Here is a 17,177-nt window from a genome sequence, read left to right as displayed (position 1 = left end):
CCGGACGGCCCGCCCAGGACGTCCCGGCGCTCTGACCTGCGTATCGTTTCCGCAGGTCAGGGCACATGACAACGGTGTTCAGTGCCGCGTTGCCGGATACCCCCTACCCGTAGTTCACTGTGCTCCGGACGCCGGATGCCGGACATACAGGAGGCTGTTCCTCATGGGGGCTGGGCATGATCACGGGCACGCGCACGGGGCGCAGGCCGGCGGGACGGCGACGGCCGCGTACCGCGGCAGACTGCGAGTGGCGCTGGCGATCACGCTCTTCGTCATGGTCGTCGAGATCGTCGGCGGCGTGCTGGCCGACTCGCTCGCGCTGATCGCCGACGCCGCGCACATGGCGACGGACGCCCTGGGCCTCGGCATGGCGCTGCTGGCCATTCACTTCGCGAACCGGCCGCCGAGCGACCGGCGCACCTTCGGCTTCGCGCGCGCCGAGATCCTCGCCGCCCTGGCCAACTGTCTGCTGCTGCTCGGGGTCGGCGGTTATGTCCTGTACGAGGCGATCGAGCGGTTCATCACACCGGCCGGCACGGCGGGCGGGCTGACCGTCGTCTTCGGCGCGATCGGCCTGGTGGCGAACATGGTGTCGCTGACCCTGCTGATGCGCGGCCAGAAGGAGAGCCTGAACGTGCGGGGCGCCTTCCTGGAGGTGGCGGCGGACGCGCTGGGCTCCCTTGCGGTGATCGTCTCGGCGCTGGTGATCCTGGCCACCGGCTGGCAGCCGGCCGACCCGATCGCGTCGCTGGTCATCGGCCTGATGATCGTGCCGCGCACCTGGCGGCTGCTGCGCGAGACCCTGGACGTGCTGCTGGAGGCCGCGCCCAAGGGCGTGGACATCGCCGAGGTACGCGCCCACATACTGGCGCTGAACGGGGTCGAGGACGTCCACGACCTGCACGCCTGGACGATCACCTCGGGCATGCCGGTGCTGTCGGCGCACGTGGTGGTGAGCGGCGAGGCGCTGAGCACGATCGGCCACGAGAAGATGCTGCACGAGTTGCAGGGCTGCCTCGGCGACCACTTCGACGTGGAGCACTGCACCTTCCAGCTGGAGCCCGGCGGCCACGCGGAGCACGAGGCGAGGTTGTGTCACTGAGGTCTCGGTGGCACCGGTGCACCGCGGTGGGGGCGTGCGCGTGTCGGAACGCGCTGCGGAGTGCGGCCGTCCGCCGCTCGTTCACGTCCTGCCCCCGGTCCTGTCTCCCGCGGCACTCCTTCCGGTCACGCCGTGGACGGTTCCCGGTCCGCGACGCCGGGCAGGATGATCAACTGGGCCCTTCCTCGGCGTCCGACCGGTGACGACCGCCGCCCGCGCCGCCGCGCGGGACATGCGGGAGTGCCGGGAAGTGCCGGGAGTGCCGGATTCGTACGGCACACTTGGGGCGCGAGGACCGATGTGAAGGATGGGTATGCCGATCACTCCTGCCACCGCGACGCACAGTTCGTCGAACGGCACCGCAGACGCGATTTTGCTGGAACTGGTCGACGAGAACGGCGTGACGATCGGCACCGCGGAGAAGCTCTCCGCGCATCAGCCGCCGGGGCGGCTGCACCGCGCCTTCTCCGTGTTCCTCTTCGACGAGCGGGGCCGGCTGCTGCTCCAGCAGCGGGCGCTGGGCAAGTACCACTCCCCCGGCGTGTGGTCCAACACCTGCTGCGGTCATCCCTACCCCGGCGAGCCGCCCTTCGCGGCGGCGGCCCGGCGGACGTACGAGGAGCTGGGCGTCTCCCCTTCGCTGCTCGCCGAGGCGGGCACCGTGCGCTACAACCACCCGGACCCGGCCTCCGGGCTGGTCGAGCAGGAGTACAACCACCTCTTCGTCGGCCTGGTGCAGGCAGCGCCGCGGCCCGATGCGGAGGAAGTCGCGGAGACGGCCTTCGTGTCACCCGCCGAGCTGGCCGAACGGCACGGCAAGGACACCTTCTCGGCATGGTTCATGACGGTGCTGGACGCGGCCCGGCCCGCGGTCCGCGAGCTGACGGGCCCCTCCGCCGGCTGGTGAGCCCGCCTATCGCAGGGCGTGCTTGAGCGGCAGGGCGGCCCAGATCACCTTGCCGCCGCTCGCCGTGTGGGCCACGTCGCACGCCCCGCCCGCCTCCCGGGTGATCTCCCGGACCAGGAGCAGCCCGCGCCCGCCCGTCTGACCGTGATCGGCCTCCAGGGCGGTCGGACGGTAGGGGTGACTGTCCTCCACGGACACCCGCACCCACTCGGGCCCGACGGCGATCTCCACGGCGAGCACCGGCGACAGCACCGCCGCGTGCCGGACGGCGTTCGTGACCAGCTCCGAGACGATCAGGAGCAGGCCCCCGGTCACCTCGTCGGAGACCGGCACGCCCTGGCGCACCAGCAGGTCCCGAACGGCGTGCCGCGCCTGCGGGACCGACGCGTCCACGGCGGGGGCGGTGAACCGCCAGACGCCCTCGTACGGCAGCGGCCCGGCGGGCCCGGTCTCGTCCATCGTCCGGTCGCCACCCCTGGGCTCGATTGTCACCACACTCCGAGTGTTGGTAACGCGTCGCTCCGCTCCGGAGAACTGAACACAAGTCAGCCGATATCGAACACTTCTGATCGTTGGCGTACGACACGGTCAGTTGTGGGACCGTTCCTGTCCCGCTCGCACCGGCCGCGTGAACCCAACGGGCCGGCGGATAACATCCGGCGCATGGAGCCCCAGCTGCTGCACCGGGTCGCCGACTCGGTCGCCACCGTCGTCGTCCACCACCCGGCCAAGCGCAACGCCATGACGGCCGCGATGTGGCGGGCGCTGCCCGAACTGCTCGACGCCCTGGCGGGAGACCCGTCGGTGCGGGCGCTGGTGCTCACCGGTGAGGGAGCCACGTTCTGCGCCGGAGCCGACATCTCCACCCTGCGGGAGCCGGCGGAGGACGCGCAGGGGCTCGCCGTTCGGGCCGAGGAGGCCCTCGCGGCCTTCCCCAAGCCGACGCTGGCTGCGATCCGCGGTCACTGTGTGGGCGGCGGGGCTCAGCTGGCGGCCGCCTGCGACCTGCGGTTCGCCGAGGAGTCGGCGCTGTTCGGGGTGACCCCGGCCAGGCTGGGGGTCGTGTACCCGGCGTCCTCCACCCGGCGGCTGGTGGCGCTGACGGGCCCGGCCTGCGCGAAGTACCTCCTCTTCTCGGGGGAGTTGATCGACGCCGGGCGGGCGTTGCGCACCGGCCTGGTCGACGAGGTGCTGCCGGAGGGCGAACTCGGCAAGCGGGTGGCGGAGTTCACCCGGGTACTGGCGTCGCGCTCACGGCTGACGCAGGCCGCGGCGAAGGAGTTCGCGGACGGGCGCACCGACCGGGACGCGTACTGGGCCGCCCAGGCGCGCGGCAGCGGCGACACCGCGGAGGGGGTCGCCGCCTTCCTGGAGCGCAGGCAGCCGCGTTTCGGCTGGAGCATGCCGCCGAGCGGGTCTACGTCTGGATGAACCGGTTCTTCACGCGGAACTCCTCGACGAGATGCGCGGGTGCCTTCTCGGGGGACCCCGCGTCGCAGGGCGGCCGCGGGTCGTACTCCGCCAGCGGCTGGACCGCCTGGGCGTGTTCGTCGCCGGCGATGCGGCCGACCGGTGTGAGACCCATGTCGATGCCGGAGGATACGCCGGCCGCGGTGACGTACTTGCCGTCGGTGACCACCCGTTCCCCGGTCGGCTCGACGCCGAACCGTACGAGGAGGTCCAGTGCCAGCCAGTACGAGGTGGCACGGCGGCCGGTGAGCAGACCCTCGGCGGCGAGCAGGATCGCCCCGGTGCAGACGGAGACCAGGCGCCGGGCGCCCGTCCCGTGGCCTCGCAGCCACTCGACCAGGCGCGGGTCGGGGTTCTGGGAGCCCCGGCCGCCGGGAACGGTCAGGGTGTCCGGGACGGGCGCCTTGGCGAGGGCCAGGTCCGGTACGTCGGTCAGACCGCTGGAGGTGCGCACGGGGGCGCCGTCCAGCGAGGCCGTACGGATGCGGTACGTCCCGGGCGTGTGCTGCTCGGCGCCCGCGAAGACCTCCGCGGGGCCGGTGACATCGAGGCTCTGGACGTCGTCGAACAGGACGACGAGGACGGTTCGGTGCGCGCCGTCGATTCTTCGCCCGCCCGGTGATGGCCGCAAGGACGAGATCCCCGCCTTTCCTGCCATACGTCCCACGCTCGGAGCGGGCCCCGCGGCAGATCCCTGGAGGACATACTGAGCGGTTGGTAACGTGCGTGGCATGACCACTGCTGCCATCGACGCACGCGCCGGACGCCGCTGCCACAACGCGCTCAACTCGCTGCACTCGACGCACTACTTCTCGCCCGACCTGGGGCGGGAACTGGGCGACCTCGGGGTCGCCGACCCCCGGGCCGTCAACTTCGCGGTGCGCGCCGCCGCGCTGGGGCCGGTCGGCGCCGGCGCCGTGACGGCGACGTTCTACAACTACAAACACGACCTCGTCGCCCGGCATGTGCCCGCGGTGTGGGAGACCGCCACCCCGGCACAGGTCCTGGCGGCACGCGCGCGTGCCGTCGACGCGACGCTGCGCCGCCTGCTCGGCGACGAGACCCTGGCGTCCGCGGAGATGTCGGAGGCCGCCGGTCTGGCGCTGCGCGCCGCCGAGGGCTGCTCCCGCAGTGCCCGCCCGCTGTATTCCGCTCACGCGGACCTGCCCGTGCCCGACGCGCCGCACCTGGCGTTCTGGCACGCGGCGACCCTGCTGCGCGAGCACCGGGGCGACGGCCACCTCACCGCGTTGCTGGCCGCGGGCCTCGACGGCCTGGAGGCGCTGGTGACGCACACCGCGACCGGCAAGGGCATGGCACCCAAGTGGATCTTCACCACCCGCGGCTGGACCCAGGCGGAGTGGGAGGCGGCGACGGGCCGGCTGCGCGACCGCGGCCTGATCGACGACGCCGGCGAGCTGAGCGAGCGGGGTGTGGCACTGCGCGACGAGATCGAACGGGAGACGGACCGGCTGGACGCGGCCCCCTACGCGCACCTCGGAGCCGAGGGCGTGGCCCGTCTGACGGAGCTCGGAGCGTCCTTCGCCCGCACGGCGCTGGGCGCCGGCGCCTTCCCGGCGGACCTGCTCGGCAAGCGCTGACCAGGTCCGGCCCCGCCGACGGGCATGTCCGGCCGATCCGGAGGTACCCGTAGGGCTCCCGGCCGGAGGGGCCGGGAGAGGAAAGGGGCTTCTCGTGTTCCGTGCCATCGCAGACGTACTGCGCCAGATCGGTGGGGCCATCGCCACCGTCGTGACGCTTCCCTTCCGGGCCCTGGCCCGGCTTTTCGGCGGGGCTTCGTCCTCGACCCGCGGCCGCCGGGTCTGACGCCGCGTCCGGCGCGACCCGTTGCCGACCGGGCCGGGTGGCGCCCTGATCCCCGATTGTCGGCACCACCTGCCACAATTGCCGCGCAACCTCTGTGAGAAGGCGGTACGGGATCGTGACGACACCCGGGTCCAGCGCGTCCATCGACGTGAGGTCCATCGAGAGCAGGATCGCCGAAGAACTCGGCGTGCGGGAGCGGCAGGTGAAGGCCGCGGTGGAGCTGCTCGACGGCGGCTCCACGGTGCCCTTCATCGCCCGCTACCGCAAGGAAGCGACCGAGATGCTCGACGACGCGCAGCTGCGCACGCTCGAGGAGCGGCTGCGTTATCTGCGCGAGCTGGAGGAGCGTCGTACGGCGGTCCTCGACTCGGTACGCGAGCAGGGCAAGCTCACCGAGGAGCTCGAGGCGCGCATCCGCGGTGCGGAGACCAAGGCCCGCCTCGAGGACATCTACCTGCCGTACAAGCCCAAGCGGCGTACCAAGGCGCAGATCGCGCGCGAGGCGGGTCTGGAGCCGCTGGCCGAGGGCCTGCTCGGCGACCCGTCGGTGGACCCCGTCGCCGCGGCCTCCGCGTTCGTCGACGCCGACAAGGGCGTGGCGGACCCGCAGGCCGCCCTGGACGGAGCGCGGTCGATCCTCACGGAGAGGTTCTCGGAGGACGCCGACCTGATCGGCGAGCTGCGGGAGCGGATGTGGGTGCGCGGGCGGCTCGCCGCCAAGGTGAAGGAGGGCAAGGAGGAGGCCGGCGCCAAGTTCGCCGACTACTTCGACTTCGCCGAGCCGTTCACCGAGCTGCCCTCGCACCGGATCCTCGCCATGCTGCGCGGCGAGAAGGAGGACGTACTCGACCTCGTCCTGGAGCCCGAGGAAGCCACCGACGGACCGTCGTCGTACGAGGGGATCGTCGCGAGCCGTTTCGGGATCGCCGACCGCGGCCGGGCCGGCGACAAGTGGCTCACGGACACGGTCCGCTGGGCCTGGCGCACCCGCATCCTGGTACACCTCGGCATCGACCTGCGGCTGCGGCTGCGCACGGCCGCCGAGGACGAGGCGGTGAACGTCTTCGCCGCGAACCTCCGCGACCTGCTGCTGGCCGCTCCGGCGGGCACGCGCGCGACGCTCGGCCTGGACCCGGGCTTCCGTACGGGCGTGAAGGTCGCCGTGGTCGACGCGACCGGCAAGGTCGTGGCCACGGACGTGATCCATCCGCACGTCCCCGCCAACCGGTGGGACGAGGCGATCGCCAAGCTGGCGCGGCTCGCCAAGGAGCACGCGGTCGAACTGGTCGCCATCGGCAACGGCACGGCGTCCCGCGAGACCGACAAGCTCGCCGGCGAACTGATCAGCAGACACCCGGAGTTGCAGCTCACCAAGGTGATGGTGTCCGAGGCCGGTGCCTCCGTGTACTCGGCCTCCGCCTTCGCCTCCCAGGAGTTGCCGGACATGGACGTCTCGCTGCGCGGCGCGGTGTCGATCGCCCGGCGGCTGCAGGACCCGCTGGCCGAGCTGGTGAAGATCGACCCGAAGTCGATCGGCGTCGGCCAGTACCAGCACGACCTGTCCGAGGTGAAGCTGTCGCGCTCGCTGGACGCGGTGGTCGAGGACTGTGTGAACGGCGTGGGCGTGGACGTCAACACGGCGTCCGCGCCGCTGCTCGCCCGCGTGTCCGGCGTCACCTCCGGCCTCGCCGAGAACATCGTGGCGCACCGGGACGCGAACGGGCCGTTCACGTCGCGGACCGAGCTGAAGAAGGTGTCGCGGCTCGGCCCGAAGGCGTACGAGCAGTGCGCGGGCTTCCTGCGGATCCGGGGCGGCAGCGACCCGCTGGACGCGTCCAGCGTGCACCCCGAGGCGTACCCGGTGGTGCGCCGGATGGTGAAGACCGCCGGGCAGGAGGTGGCCGGCCTGATCGGCAACACGTCCGTGCTGCGGTCGCTCGAGCCGGCGGAGTTCGTGAACGAGACGTTCGGTCTGCCGACGGTCACGGACATTCTGAAGGAACTGGAGAAGCCGGGGCGCGACCCGCGGCCCGCCTTCAGGACGGCCACCTTCAAGGAGGGCGTGGAGAAGCTCTCCGAGCTGTCCGCCGGGATGGTCCTGGAGGGCGTCGTGACGAATGTCGCGGCCTTCGGTGCGTTCGTGGACGTCGGTGTGCACCAGGACGGGCTGGTACATGTGTCGGCCATGTCGAAGACGTTCGTGAAGGATCCGCGGGATGTGGTGAAGCCCGGGGACATCGTGAAGGTGAAGGTGATGGACATCGACATTCCGCGGAAGCGGATCTCGTTGACGTTGCGGCTGGACGACGAGGCCGCCGCCGCGCAGGGCGAGCAGAAGCGGGAGCGTGGGGGGAGGCCGCCCAGGCAGCGGCAGCAGCGGCAGGCCTCCGGCCGCGGTGGTGGCGGCAACGGGCGGTCGTCGGCGCCTGCTCCGTCCAACGACGCGATGGCTGACGCGTTGCGGCGGGCCGGGTTGGCGTAGGCGCCCGACGGAAGGTTGCGGGGGGGGTGTGCGCGGGCCGGCGCTCGCCGGGTGCCTCCCCCACTCCCGGCTTCCCCCGAGCGGGGGACCGCCACCGCCCACCCGTCCGCCCCTGGGGGCACCTCCCAGGCCGTTCAGGCTCTGGGGGAGGCACGACTGCCTGCATCTGCGGAGGGGGCAGCTACGTGCGTTCGACCACCTTGCCGTCCGTGACCTCCAGGCGCCTCGTCACCCTGACCGCGTCCAGCATGCGACGGTCGTGGGTGATCAGGAGGAGCGTGCCCTCGTAGGCGTCCAGAGCCGATTCCAGTTGTTCGATGGCCGGCAGGTCGAGGTGGTTGGTCGGCTCGTCCAGGATCAGAAGGTTGACGCCTCTGCCCTGGAGGAGTGCCAGGGCGGCCCTCGTGCGCTCGCCCGGTGAGAGGGTCGACGCCGGGCGCATGACATGGTCCGCCTTGAGGGCGAACTTGGCCAGGAGGGTGCGGATCTCGGCCGGTTCCGTGTCCGGCGTGGCCGAGCGGAAGGCGTCGAGCAGGGCCTCGGGGCCGTAGAACAGCCGGCGGGCCTGGTCGACCTCGCCGAGCAGGACGCCGGAGCCGAGCGCCGCGTGTCCGGCGTCGAGCGGGACCCGGCCGAGGAGGGCGGCGAGCAGCGTGGACTTGCCCGCGCCGTTCGCTCCCGTCACCGCCACCCGGTCCGCCCAGTCGATCTGGAGGGAGACCGGGCCGAGGACGAAGTCGCCGCGCCGGACCTCGGCGTCGCGCAGGGTGGCGACCACCGCGCCCGAGCGTGGCGCCGAGGCGATCTCCATGCGCAGGTCCCACTCCTTGCGGGGTTCCTCGACGACGTCCAGGCGTTCGATCATGCGCTGGGTCTGGCGGGCCTTGGCGGCCTGCTTCTCACTGGCCTCGCTGCGGAACTTGCGGCCGATCTTGTCGTTGTCGTTGCCCGCCTTGCGCCGGGCGTTCCTGACGCCCTTGTCCATCCAGGAGCGCTGCGTCTGGGCCCGGTCCTGGAGGGAGGCCCGCTTGTCGGCGTACTCCTCGTACTCGTCACGGGCGTGCCGGCGGGCCACCTCGCGTTCCTCCAGGTAGGCCTCGTAGCCGCCGCCGTAGAGGGTGATCTGCCGCTGGGCGAGGTCGAGTTCCAGGACCTTGGTGACGGTGCGGGTGAGGAACTCGCGGTCGTGGCTGACGACGACGGTGCCGGCCCGCAGGCCGGTCACGAAGCGTTCGAGGCGCTCCAGGCCGTCCAGGTCGAGGTCGTTGGTCGGCTCGTCGAGCAGGAAGACGTCGTAGCGGGAGAGGAGGAGGGAGGCGAGTCCGGCGCGCGCCGCCTGGCCGCCCGACAGGGACGTCATCGGCTGGTCCAGGCCGACCGTCAGGCCCAGTGCGTCGGCGGTCTCCGCCGCACGGTCGTCGAGGTCGGCGCCGCCCAGGGCGAGCCAGCGCTCCAGGCTGGTCGCGTAGGCGTCGTCGGCGCCGGGAGCGCCGTCGACCAGTGCCTGGGTGGCCTCGTCCAGGGTGCGCTGCGCCTCGGTGACGCCGGTACGGCGGGCCAGGAACGCCCGGATCGACTCGCCGGGGCGGCGCTCGGGCTCCTGCGGAAGGTGGCCGACGGTGGCGGCCGGCGGGGACAGGCGCAGCTCGCCCTGTTCCGGGGTGGTCAGTCCGGCGAGCATCCGCAGGAGGGTGGACTTGCCCGCGCCGTTGGCTCCGACGAGTCCGATCACGTCGCCGGGCGCGACGACGAGGTCGAGCCCGGTGAACAGGGAGCGGTCGCCGTGGCCGGCGGCGAGGTTCTTGGCGACGAGGGTGGCAGTCATCAGACCGCCGATTTTAGCGGTGGTTCACTGCCCGCTCAGCCGGGTTTCCCGTGCGTCACCGCGGCCACCAGCACGCCTCCCGGCGCCCGCGCCACCACGAAGGCCTCCCCCTTCACCGTCCCCGCGTCCAGGTCGACGCGGTGGCCGCCCGGTTCGAGTACGCCGTCGAAGACCTCGTGGGTGTGGGTGCGGTGCAGGCGGTCCAGCCGGTACGCGGTGAGCCGTACCCGGCAGGTCGAGGTGACCTCGACGTCGGCCGCGGTACCGGTCGCCGTCAGGCGGGCCAGTCTGCGCCGCTCGGCCGGGCCGCGGTCCAGGGCGTTCTCGATCTGGGCGACGAGCAACGGGACGATCGGGGCGAGGCCGTCGACGTAGGACACGTCCACCCCGGCGTTCGCGAAGGCGCGGCGTACGGCCGTCCGCTCCTTCTCGGCGATCCCGCGCCCGAAGGCGACGGCGCCGTAGGCTCGCAGTTCGTCGGCCGTCACGTCACCGGCGTCATGGGTGATGTCGGCGCCGATGCCGATGGTGCGCAGCGCGGCGGCGAGCCTGGCGAGCAGGGCGACGCGGTCGCCGATCAGCAGCACCCTGCGTCGGGTGTGCGCGGAGCCGCCGTCGAGCAGGGCGGCGAGGGCGGCACGGTACTCGGCGCCGGGGAAGCGGTACGTACGGGCCGATCCCGTGGTAGCCGTTGAACTCCAGGTCGGCCCGTTCGCCGGTCTGCCAGGCGAAGTCCCGCCAGACGAAGTCGTCGCCGTCCCGCCGGATCACGGCGGTCACCGCACCGCAGGCGAGGTCCTCGCACTCGGGGCAGGCGTAGATGACGTAGCGGCCGCCGGACAGGGGCGCGTCGGTCTCCAGGAGCAGGCTGCGGACCTGTGCGGTGAGGATCGCGGGAGGCACGTCGGAGGCGAGCGGGGAGACGGCGTCCAGGTCGGAGAGGCGGAACAGCAGGGGACGTCCGTCGACGACGAAGTCGATGAAGTCGCGGTGGACCTGGTAGTCACCGTCGGCCCGGACGCCGCCGGCGCGCACCGCCGGGGCCAGAGCGAAGGTCGCGTACTCGGCAGCCATGCGGTGAGTATTCCCGGGGTGCGACCGCTCTGCGCACGGCATGGGGCATTCCGCTAACGTCCCGGTGTGGAAACCGAACTGGATGACCAAGTCGTCGTGGTCGGCGGCGGGGTGGTCGGGCTGACGACGGCCGTCGTTCTCGCCGAGCGCGGCAGGCGGGTGCGGCTGTGGACGCGGGAGCCCGTCGAGCGGACCACCTCGGCGGTCGCGGGTGCGCTGTGGTGGCCGTACCGCATCAAGCCGGTCGCGCTGGCGCGGTCGTGGGCGCTGCGCTCCCTGGACGTGTACGAGGAGCTGGCGGCGCGGCCCGGGGAGAGCGGCGTACGCATGGTCGAAGGGGTGCTGGGCGAGACCGGCCTGGACGAGGCGGACGCCTGGGCGGCCGCACGGCTGCCGGGACTGCGGGTGGCGACCGCGGAGGAGTACGGCGGGTCGGGGCTGTGGGCGCGGCTGCCGCTCATCGACATGTCGACTCATCTGTCGTGGCTGCGGAAGCGGCTGGTGGCGGCGGGCGGTGTGGTGGAGACCCGCGCGGTGACCGATCTGGCCGAGGCCGAGGCGCCGGTGGTGGTCAACTGCACGGGGCTGGGCGCCCGGGAGCTGGTGCCGGACGCGTCCGTGCGTCCGGTGCGCGGGCAGCTGGTCGTCGTGGAGAACCCCGGCATCCGGACCTGGATGGTCTCCACCGATCCCGTCTCGGGCGAGATGGCGTACTTCTTTCCGCAGCCCGGCCGCCTGGTGCTGGGCGGCACGGCCGAGGAGGACGCCTGGTCGGCCGAGCCGGACCCGGCGGTCGCGGAGGCGATCGTACGGCGGTGCGCGGCGCTGCGGCCCGAGATCGCCGGGGCGCGGGTGCTCGCGCACCTGGTGGGGCTGCGGCCGGCCCGGGACGCGGTACGGCTGGAGCGCGAGCGGCTGCCGGACGGGCGGCTGCTGGTGCACAACTACGGCCACGGCGGCGCGGGCGTCACCGTGGCCTGGGGCTGCGCGCGGGAGGCGGCCGGGCTGGCCTCCCGCTGACCGTGCCCCGGTCCGGGCGGCGCGCGCTCCGAAACGGGGGAAGGGGCCGGCACGTGGGTGTGTGCCGGCCCCTTTTCGTTTCCCCGCCTGAGCGACTCCGCGCCGGTCAGTGGTGCTTGCCGATCGGGTCGCCCTCCACGTCCGTGCCGGGGCCCGGGCCGATGCGGATCTCGAAGTCGCCCTCGTACTGCTTGTGGCCCTCGATGACGGCCATCTCGACGGCTTCGGAGGCCATCTCACCGCGCACCATCAGGGGGTCACGGCGCAGGTCGCGCATGAGGGCGATACACATGAAGATCATCACGATGACGAAGGGGGCCGCCGCGAGGATCGTCAGATTCTGCAGACCGGTGAGCGCGTCTCCCTCGCCACTGCCCACCAGGAGCATGATGGCGGCGACCGCGCCGGTCACCACGCCCCAGAACACCACCACCCAGCGGCTGGGTTCGAGCGCGCCCTTCTGCGAGAGGGTGCCCATCACGATGGAGGCCGCGTCGGCGCCCGAGACGAAGAAGATGCCGACGAGGACCATCACCAGCAGGCTGGTGGCGGTGGCGATCGGGTACTCCTGCAGCACCGCGAAGAGCCGGCCCTCGGGGGTCGTCTCGTCGCCGAGCCGGTTCTGCTCCTGGAGCCTCATCGCCGAGCCGCCGAAGATCGCGAACCAGATCAGGCTGACGGTGCTGGGGACGAGGATGACGCCGCCGATGAACTGGCGGATGGTCCGGCCCCGGCTGATACGGGCGATGAACATGCCGACGAAGGGCGTCCAGGAGATCCACCACGCCCAGTAGAAGACGGTCCAGCTGCTCAGCCAGTCGGCGACGCCCTCGCCGCCGCTGATCTCGGTGCGGCCGGCCATCTCGGGCAGGTCGCCGAGGTAGGTGAAGATCGAGGTCGGCAGCAGGTCGAGGATGAGGATGGTCGGGCCCGCGACGAACACGAAGACGACGAGGAACAGGGCCAGCACCATGTTGGTGTTGGACAGCCACTGGATGCCCTTCTCGACGCCGGAGATCGCGGAGGCCACGAACGCCACGGTCAGCACCGCGATGATGCCGACCAGCAGCCCGGTGCTGACCTTGTCCATCCAGTCGAGCTTCTCGACGCCGGAGCCGATCTGCAGGGCACCGAGGCCGAGCGAGGCCGCGGAACCGAAGACCGTCGCGATGATGGCGAGGATGTCGATGACCCGGCCGCTCACACCGTTCGCGTGCTTCTCGCCGATGAGCGGGGTGAACACGGCGCTGATGGTCTGCCGGCGGCGCCTGCGGAAGGTGCTGTAGGCGATGCCGAGGCCGACCACCGCGTAGATCGCCCAAGGGTGGAGCGTCCAGTGGAACAGGGTGGTGGCCATGGCCGTCGCCATGCGGTCGCCGGTGTCGGCGGGGCTGCTGCCGGGCGGGGCGGTGTCGAAGTGCGCCAGCGGCTCGCTCACGCCCCAGAACATCAGACCGATGCCCATGCCCGCGCTGAACATCATGGCGACCCAGGACACCGTGCGGAACTCGGGCTTCTCGCCCTCGGCGCCGAGGTGGATGCGGCCGTAGCGGCTGGCCGCGAGCCAGAGGGCGAAGACGACGAAGCCGGAGGCGGCCAGCACGAACGCCCAGCCGCCGTTGTGCATCAGGCCGCCGAGCATGCTGCCGGAGGCGTCCTCCAGCGAGTCCGTGCCGGCCGCGCCCCAGATGACGAACGCGAGGGTAAGGGCCGCGGTGACGCCGAAGACGACGCGGTCGGTCCGGGGCTTGTTCGCCTGCCCCGGCAGGCCCGCCTCCGAACCCGGCAGTGTGCCTCTTTCGTGGTGTTCCTTGTCGCTCGGTCGGTCCTGCGTCACGGGCGGCACCTTTCAAGTCGGTGAGGCTGAAAACAATTCTCCGCTACGCCCTTACCACGTGCGACGCGGAACTCACCTCTTCAGCAGCGGGTGTCGGGTTCACCCACCGTCAAGTGGTACGTCGCACGCTCGTCCAGGAGCAGCGGCACGAGGGCGCGCAGCGGCTGGCGCAGCGGTACGTAGGCGCCCTTCTCCCCGGTCGGACGCGTTTGTACACCGTGCAGTGCGAGTTCGTCCTCCAGGTCCGCGTACTGGTCGGCGGTGAGCCGGTAGCCGCAGGGCGGGTCCTCGATCACCTCGGTGGGCTCGGCCGGGTCGTTGTCCGCGCCGCCGAGGTGGACGGGTCCGGTGTCGGCCAGGGCGGACCACCGGGCGACCGCGGTGGCCGCCTCGACGCGTCCGCGCCGCTGGTCCGCGTAGCGGAACATGCCGTCCAGGGCCGCGAGCTGCGAGTTCACCCGGCGCCGGTTGTTCAGGGCCTCGTCCGCGCGCTCGGCGTCGGTGAGCGCGTCGACGCGGCTCTCGATGAGCAGGCCGACCGAGTGTTTCACGCCGGACATGTTCCGCAGGATGCGTTCCTGGCCGTCGCCGGCGGTCTGCTTGACCGGGTCGCCGGTGACCGGGTCGGTCCAGATGCCGTACGTGCCGGTCGAGTGGCCGGCCCGCTCGGCGGCGGGGCGGACGTACTCCCCGGACAGGGTGCGGGCCTCGTCGCGGACCCGGGTGTGGGTGTTGAGGTTGCGCGGCCAGAGGTCGAAGAGGTCCTTGTCGTAGTACGGGGGTGTGGCGCCGTACTCGTGCAGGTCGTAGAGGACGTCGGGGCGCTGGTCGCGGACGACGGCGGCCAGGGCGCGGGCCTCGGCCGTCCTCAGGGCGAGGTGGTCGCGGTTGATGTCGACGCCGTCGCTGTTGCCGCGGGTGTCGGCGGCCCGGCCGTCGGGGTTGGCGGTGGGCACGACCAGCACGGTCGTACGGTCCAGGAAGCGCCGGGTCGGCCGGTCCGTCGCGTACGCCAGGTCGCGGACGGTGGACAGGCAGGCCTCGCGGCCGGAGGGCTCGTCGCCGTGCTGGCTGCACACGAGGAGCACCTTGTTCGGGGCGGATTGCCTGCCGATCGTCACGAGCTGGAGAGGGCGGTCCTGCTTCGTGGTGCCGATGCGGTCGACGGTGACCCGGCTGCTCGCCCGGTCGGCGGCGGCCAGCAGCGCCCGCTCCTCGGGCTGGCTGGTCCAGCGCGCGCCGTGCGTCTTCTCGAAGCCGGTGCGGGGCGGTTCGGATGCGGTTGCGGTGTCGGCGGCGTGGGCCGGCGCGGTGAGGAGGGACGCGGCGAGGGCCGCGGTCGTCACGGTGAGGGTGCGCAGGCGGTTCATCGGGCTCCCTTCGGAACGCGGTGGGTCGTGTGCGGCGCGGTCACGCCGTCGAGGGGCGCGGGGGCGGGGGCGGGGGTCGCCGTACCGGCGGTGGCCTCGGCGAACGCGGCGGTGCCGCCGACGAACGGTACGCGTGCCGACGTGCGGGAGAGGTCCACGGTGAGGGTCGGCGTGTCGGCGGGCGGGTCGATGAGGTCCTTGTCGGTGCCCGCGACGACGAGCGCGAGGCGGTGGCCGGCCGGGACGACGTGGTCGGTGGCCGCCAGGTCGAGGGTGACGGTGTAGGCCTTGCCCGGAGTGAGCGGGCGTCCCCGCCACTTGGACGCGTGGTTGCCCAGGTCGGCCCAGCCTCGGCTGACCACCGTGTAGTCCACGTCGGTGGTCTTCGCCGCCGTCTCCTTGTAGCAGGAGCTGTCGCCCGGGGTGCTCGGGCCCCAACAGGTGCGGTCGGTGAGGGTGGTGATGCCCTCACCGCGGTCGGCGTAGTCGCGGATGGTGTCGGGGCCGAGGTCGACGAGGACGGCGGAGAGGTGGGCCGTCGGGGTGCTGGACCGCGCGGTGACGGTGACCTCGGAGGCGCCGGACAGGCGCAGGTCGCGGGTGAGCGGGCCGGTGACGAACCCGGCCTTGCCGGGGGTCGGCTCGTCGATGTGCGCGGCCCAGTCCGTCTCGTTCAGCGCGGGGTCGTCGGTGAACGTCTCGGTGCCGCGGTCCCGGTGCAGGCCGAGGGTGCCGACGCCCGGTTGCGCGCCGTCGGCGGGGCGCAGGGTCGTGGTGGCGGTGGAGCGCGGCGGCCAGGTCTTCGACGTCTCCCACTGCTCGGGCCGGCGTTCGATGTCGGCCATCGGTTCGCGGTCGATGCCGTTGTCGTAGCCGAGGAGTTCGTGGTCGAACCAGCGGTGCAGGGTGTCGACCCACTCGGCGCGGCGGAAGTCGAAGGGGTCGACGTGGCCGGTCTGGGAGAGCCAGATCTTGCGGTCGACGCCGTTCTTCGCGAGGGCGTTCCACCACGGGCCGACGTGCTGCATGCGGACGTTGAGGTCCTGCGTGCCGTGGATGAGGAAGACGCTCGCCTTCACCTTGCTCGCGGCCTCGACGTAGTCGCGCTCGGTCCACAGCCGCGTCCAGTCGCCGGTGCGCGGGGCGCCGTCGACGAGCCTCTGCTGGACGGCGCCGCACCGGTCGCGGGCATCGGGGCTGTTGACGTAGTCGGACAACCAGTCGGGGCCGGATCCGTAGAGCGGGGCTCCCTGGGCGAAGTAGTAGTCGTACCAGGAGGAGATGGCGGCGATCGGGACGATGGTCTCCAGGCCCTCGACACCGGTGGCGGCGACGCCGTTGGCTATGGTGCCGTCCCAGCTCTTGCCGATCATGCCGGTTCTGCCGTCGGTCCAGGTCGCCTTGGCGCGCTCGCCGCCGGTGCGGGTGGTGTACGCCTTCGCGCGGCCGTTCAGCCAGTCGACGACGGCCTTGGCGGACCGGACGTCGGAGCGTCCGCCGACGTCGACGCAGCCGTCGGAGCGGTTGGTGCCGGCCAGGTCGACGCCGACGAAGGCGTAGCCGCGCGGCACGAAGTAGTTGTCGTAGTACAGCGGCATCCCGTCGACGTCGCCGTCGGCGTCGTACGTCTTCTTCTGGCTCTCGTTGCCGCGTCCGCAGCACGAGTAGTACGGGCTGGCGTCCATGATGACGGGGATCTTCCGGCCCTGCTGTGCGGGTTCCCGGGGGCGGACGATGTCGACGGCGACGCGGTCGTCCTCGCCGTCGCCGTCCCCGTCGTACCCGGTGTCCACCCAGACGGCCTCGCGGATCGCGTCGTCGTAGGAGTGAACGGGTTCGCTCTGTCGCGGGGTCGCGGGGTGGGCTGTCGCGGCGGGAGTGAGAAGGGTTGCCATGAGAGCGGCCGTGGCCGCCGTCGCGAGCGGTCTCCAGATCGTGAAGCGCATGCGTATCGGCATGCGCGGACGCTACATCGGTCAACTCCCGCGCAGAAGAGGGCAACGTGTGTCTCATGACGACCGAAGGGCGATCGTGTGACAGGGGTGACCGTGGGCATGACCGCGCGCACCGCGGCTGAACGGGCTCCGAACAGACTTCGGTCCCCTACGACTTGGAGCTTTCGGGCACCGCGGGAGCATCGTGCCGGGCGCACTGGGCGCCACCTCCCTCATGCCGGCGATCCCGGCGTCGGCGGCGGCCCACTCCCCCAGCGCTCCGGGCATCGGCGGCCCCCGAACGACGCGCACGGGAACTGACCGACCGC

13 protein-coding genes and 1 pseudogene are annotated in these 17,177 nt (G+C 72.2%); 7 read left to right on the top strand and 7 right to left on the bottom strand.

What is annotated here, in order from left to right:
- The first annotated feature begins 163 nt into the window (after nt 1-163).
- Nucleotides 164-1,102 carry a cation diffusion facilitator family transporter gene (locus ACIQ1J_RS27820; RefSeq protein WP_403561018.1) on the top strand — a complete coding sequence of 313 codons (939 nt, stop codon included), beginning with the start codon at nt 164-166 and terminating at the stop codon, nt 1,100-1,102.
- 313 nt (nt 1,103-1,415) lie between these two features.
- Complete coding sequence (idi, locus tag ACIQ1J_RS27815) at nt 1,416-2,009, top strand: isopentenyl-diphosphate Delta-isomerase (protein ID WP_403561016.1); 594 nt, start codon at nt 1,416-1,418, stop codon at nt 2,007-2,009.
- Nucleotides 2,010-2,015: 6 nt separating this feature from the next.
- Here the strand turns inward: idi and ACIQ1J_RS27810 are convergent, their stop codons facing one another.
- Complete coding sequence (locus tag ACIQ1J_RS27810) at nt 2,016-2,468, bottom strand: ATP-binding protein (RefSeq protein ID WP_403561059.1); 453 nt, start codon at nt 2,466-2,468, stop codon at nt 2,016-2,018.
- A 204-nt stretch (nt 2,469-2,672) separates the two neighbouring features.
- Here ACIQ1J_RS27810 and ACIQ1J_RS27805 point away from each other — a divergent pair, with 204 nt between their 5' ends.
- Complete coding sequence (locus ACIQ1J_RS27805; protein WP_403561014.1) at nt 2,673-3,440, top strand: enoyl-CoA hydratase/isomerase family protein; 768 nt, start codon at nt 2,673-2,675, stop codon at nt 3,438-3,440.
- On the opposite strand, the gene ACIQ1J_RS27800 is transcribed toward ACIQ1J_RS27805, so the two are convergent.
- A complete protein-coding gene (locus ACIQ1J_RS27800; protein WP_403561012.1) occupies nt 3,427-4,137 on the bottom strand; it encodes a DJ-1/PfpI family protein in 711 nt (236 codons plus the stop codon). The two genes, ACIQ1J_RS27805 and ACIQ1J_RS27800, sit on opposite strands and share 14 nt — an antisense overlap.
- A gap of 73 nt (nt 4,138-4,210) precedes the next feature.
- Between ACIQ1J_RS27800 and ACIQ1J_RS27795 the strand changes: the two genes are divergently transcribed.
- The 3 genes from ACIQ1J_RS27795 to ACIQ1J_RS27785 all read left to right on the top strand — a co-directional run bounded on the left by ACIQ1J_RS27795 (nt 4,211) and on the right by ACIQ1J_RS27785 (nt 7,788).
- Entirely contained in the window at nt 4,211-5,080 is an 870-nt protein-coding gene (locus tag ACIQ1J_RS27795) for a hypothetical protein (protein WP_403561010.1), read from the top strand.
- Nucleotides 5,081-5,174: 94 nt separating this feature from the next.
- A complete protein-coding gene (locus ACIQ1J_RS27790; RefSeq protein ID WP_274595154.1) occupies nt 5,175-5,306 on the top strand; it encodes an LPFR motif small protein in 132 nt (43 codons plus the stop codon).
- 115 nt (nt 5,307-5,421) lie between these two features.
- Nucleotides 5,422-7,788, top strand: a complete 2,367-nt coding sequence (locus tag ACIQ1J_RS27785; protein WP_403561008.1) for a Tex family protein — start codon at nt 5,422-5,424, stop codon at nt 7,786-7,788.
- A gap of 181 nt (nt 7,789-7,969) precedes the next feature.
- Here the strand turns inward: ACIQ1J_RS27785 and ACIQ1J_RS27780 are convergent, their stop codons facing one another.
- Together ACIQ1J_RS27780 and ACIQ1J_RS27775 are read right to left on the bottom strand one after the other, a co-directional pair.
- Nucleotides 7,970-9,613 carry an ABC-F family ATP-binding cassette domain-containing protein gene (locus ACIQ1J_RS27780; RefSeq protein WP_403561006.1) on the bottom strand — a complete coding sequence of 548 codons (1,644 nt, stop codon included), beginning with the start codon at nt 9,611-9,613 and terminating at the stop codon, nt 7,970-7,972.
- A gap of 35 nt (nt 9,614-9,648) precedes the next feature.
- Nucleotides 9,649-10,687 (bottom strand): annotated as a pseudogene (locus tag ACIQ1J_RS27775) (oxidoreductase).
- 66 nt (nt 10,688-10,753) lie between these two features.
- Here ACIQ1J_RS27775 and ACIQ1J_RS27770 point away from each other — a divergent pair.
- The gene (locus ACIQ1J_RS27770; protein ID WP_210961017.1) at nt 10,754-11,707 is read left to right on the top strand and encodes an FAD-dependent oxidoreductase; all 954 of its coding nucleotides are present in this window, start codon (nt 10,754-10,756) and stop codon (nt 11,705-11,707) included.
- Between the two features lie 106 nt (nt 11,708-11,813).
- Here the strand turns inward: ACIQ1J_RS27770 and ACIQ1J_RS27765 are convergent, their stop codons facing one another.
- From ACIQ1J_RS27765 to ACIQ1J_RS27755, 3 genes are all read right to left on the bottom strand, one after another.
- The gene (locus ACIQ1J_RS27765; protein ID WP_403561004.1) at nt 11,814-13,544 is read right to left on the bottom strand and encodes a BCCT family transporter; all 1,731 of its coding nucleotides are present in this window, start codon (nt 13,542-13,544) and stop codon (nt 11,814-11,816) included.
- An 80-nt stretch (nt 13,545-13,624) separates the two neighbouring features.
- Nucleotides 13,625-14,914 carry a M14 family metallocarboxypeptidase gene (locus ACIQ1J_RS27760; protein ID WP_403561003.1) on the bottom strand — a complete coding sequence of 430 codons (1,290 nt, stop codon included), beginning with the start codon at nt 14,912-14,914 and terminating at the stop codon, nt 13,625-13,627.
- Nucleotides 14,911-16,872 carry a Xaa-Pro dipeptidyl-peptidase gene (locus ACIQ1J_RS27755; protein WP_403561002.1) on the bottom strand — a complete coding sequence of 654 codons (1,962 nt, stop codon included), beginning with the start codon at nt 16,870-16,872 and terminating at the stop codon, nt 14,911-14,913. Before ACIQ1J_RS27755 ends, ACIQ1J_RS27760 begins: the two co-directional genes overlap by 4 nt.
- Nucleotides 16,873-17,177 lie beyond the last annotated feature (305 nt).

This window comes from Streptomyces sp. NPDC097107, from assembly GCF_044762405.1.
GTDB classification, from domain to species: domain Bacteria; phylum Actinomycetota; class Actinomycetes; order Streptomycetales; family Streptomycetaceae; genus Streptomyces; species Streptomyces thinghirensis.
Note: the sequence above shows the minus strand (reverse complement) of the source record. Positions and strands in the feature narration are given on the sequence as shown.

Excerpts from the sequence above, each read along its gene's own strand:
- ACIQ1J_RS27795 (WP_403561010.1), top strand. The coding sequence starts at position 4,211 with ATGACCACTGCTGCCATCGACGCACGCGCCGGACGCCGCTGCCACAAC.
- ACIQ1J_RS27820 (WP_403561018.1), top strand. The coding sequence starts at position 164 with ATGGGGGCTGGGCATGATCACGGGCACGCGCACGGGGCGCAGGCCGGC.
- ACIQ1J_RS27805 (WP_403561014.1), top strand. The coding sequence starts at position 2,673 with ATGGAGCCCCAGCTGCTGCACCGGGTCGCCGACTCGGTCGCCACCGTC.
- idi (WP_403561016.1), top strand. The coding sequence starts at position 1,416 with ATGCCGATCACTCCTGCCACCGCGACGCACAGTTCGTCGAACGGCACC.
- ACIQ1J_RS27810 (WP_403561059.1), bottom strand. The coding sequence starts at position 2,468 with ATGGACGAGACCGGGCCCGCCGGGCCGCTGCCGTACGAGGGCGTCTGG.
- ACIQ1J_RS27780 (WP_403561006.1), bottom strand. The coding sequence starts at position 9,613 with ATGACTGCCACCCTCGTCGCCAAGAACCTCGCCGCCGGCCACGGCGAC.
- ACIQ1J_RS27800 (WP_403561012.1), bottom strand. The coding sequence starts at position 4,137 with ATGGCAGGAAAGGCGGGGATCTCGTCCTTGCGGCCATCACCGGGCGGG.
- ACIQ1J_RS27755 (WP_403561002.1), bottom strand. The coding sequence starts at position 16,872 with ATGCCGATACGCATGCGCTTCACGATCTGGAGACCGCTCGCGACGGCG.
- ACIQ1J_RS27760 (WP_403561003.1), bottom strand. The coding sequence starts at position 14,914 with ATGAACCGCCTGCGCACCCTCACCGTGACGACCGCGGCCCTCGCCGCG.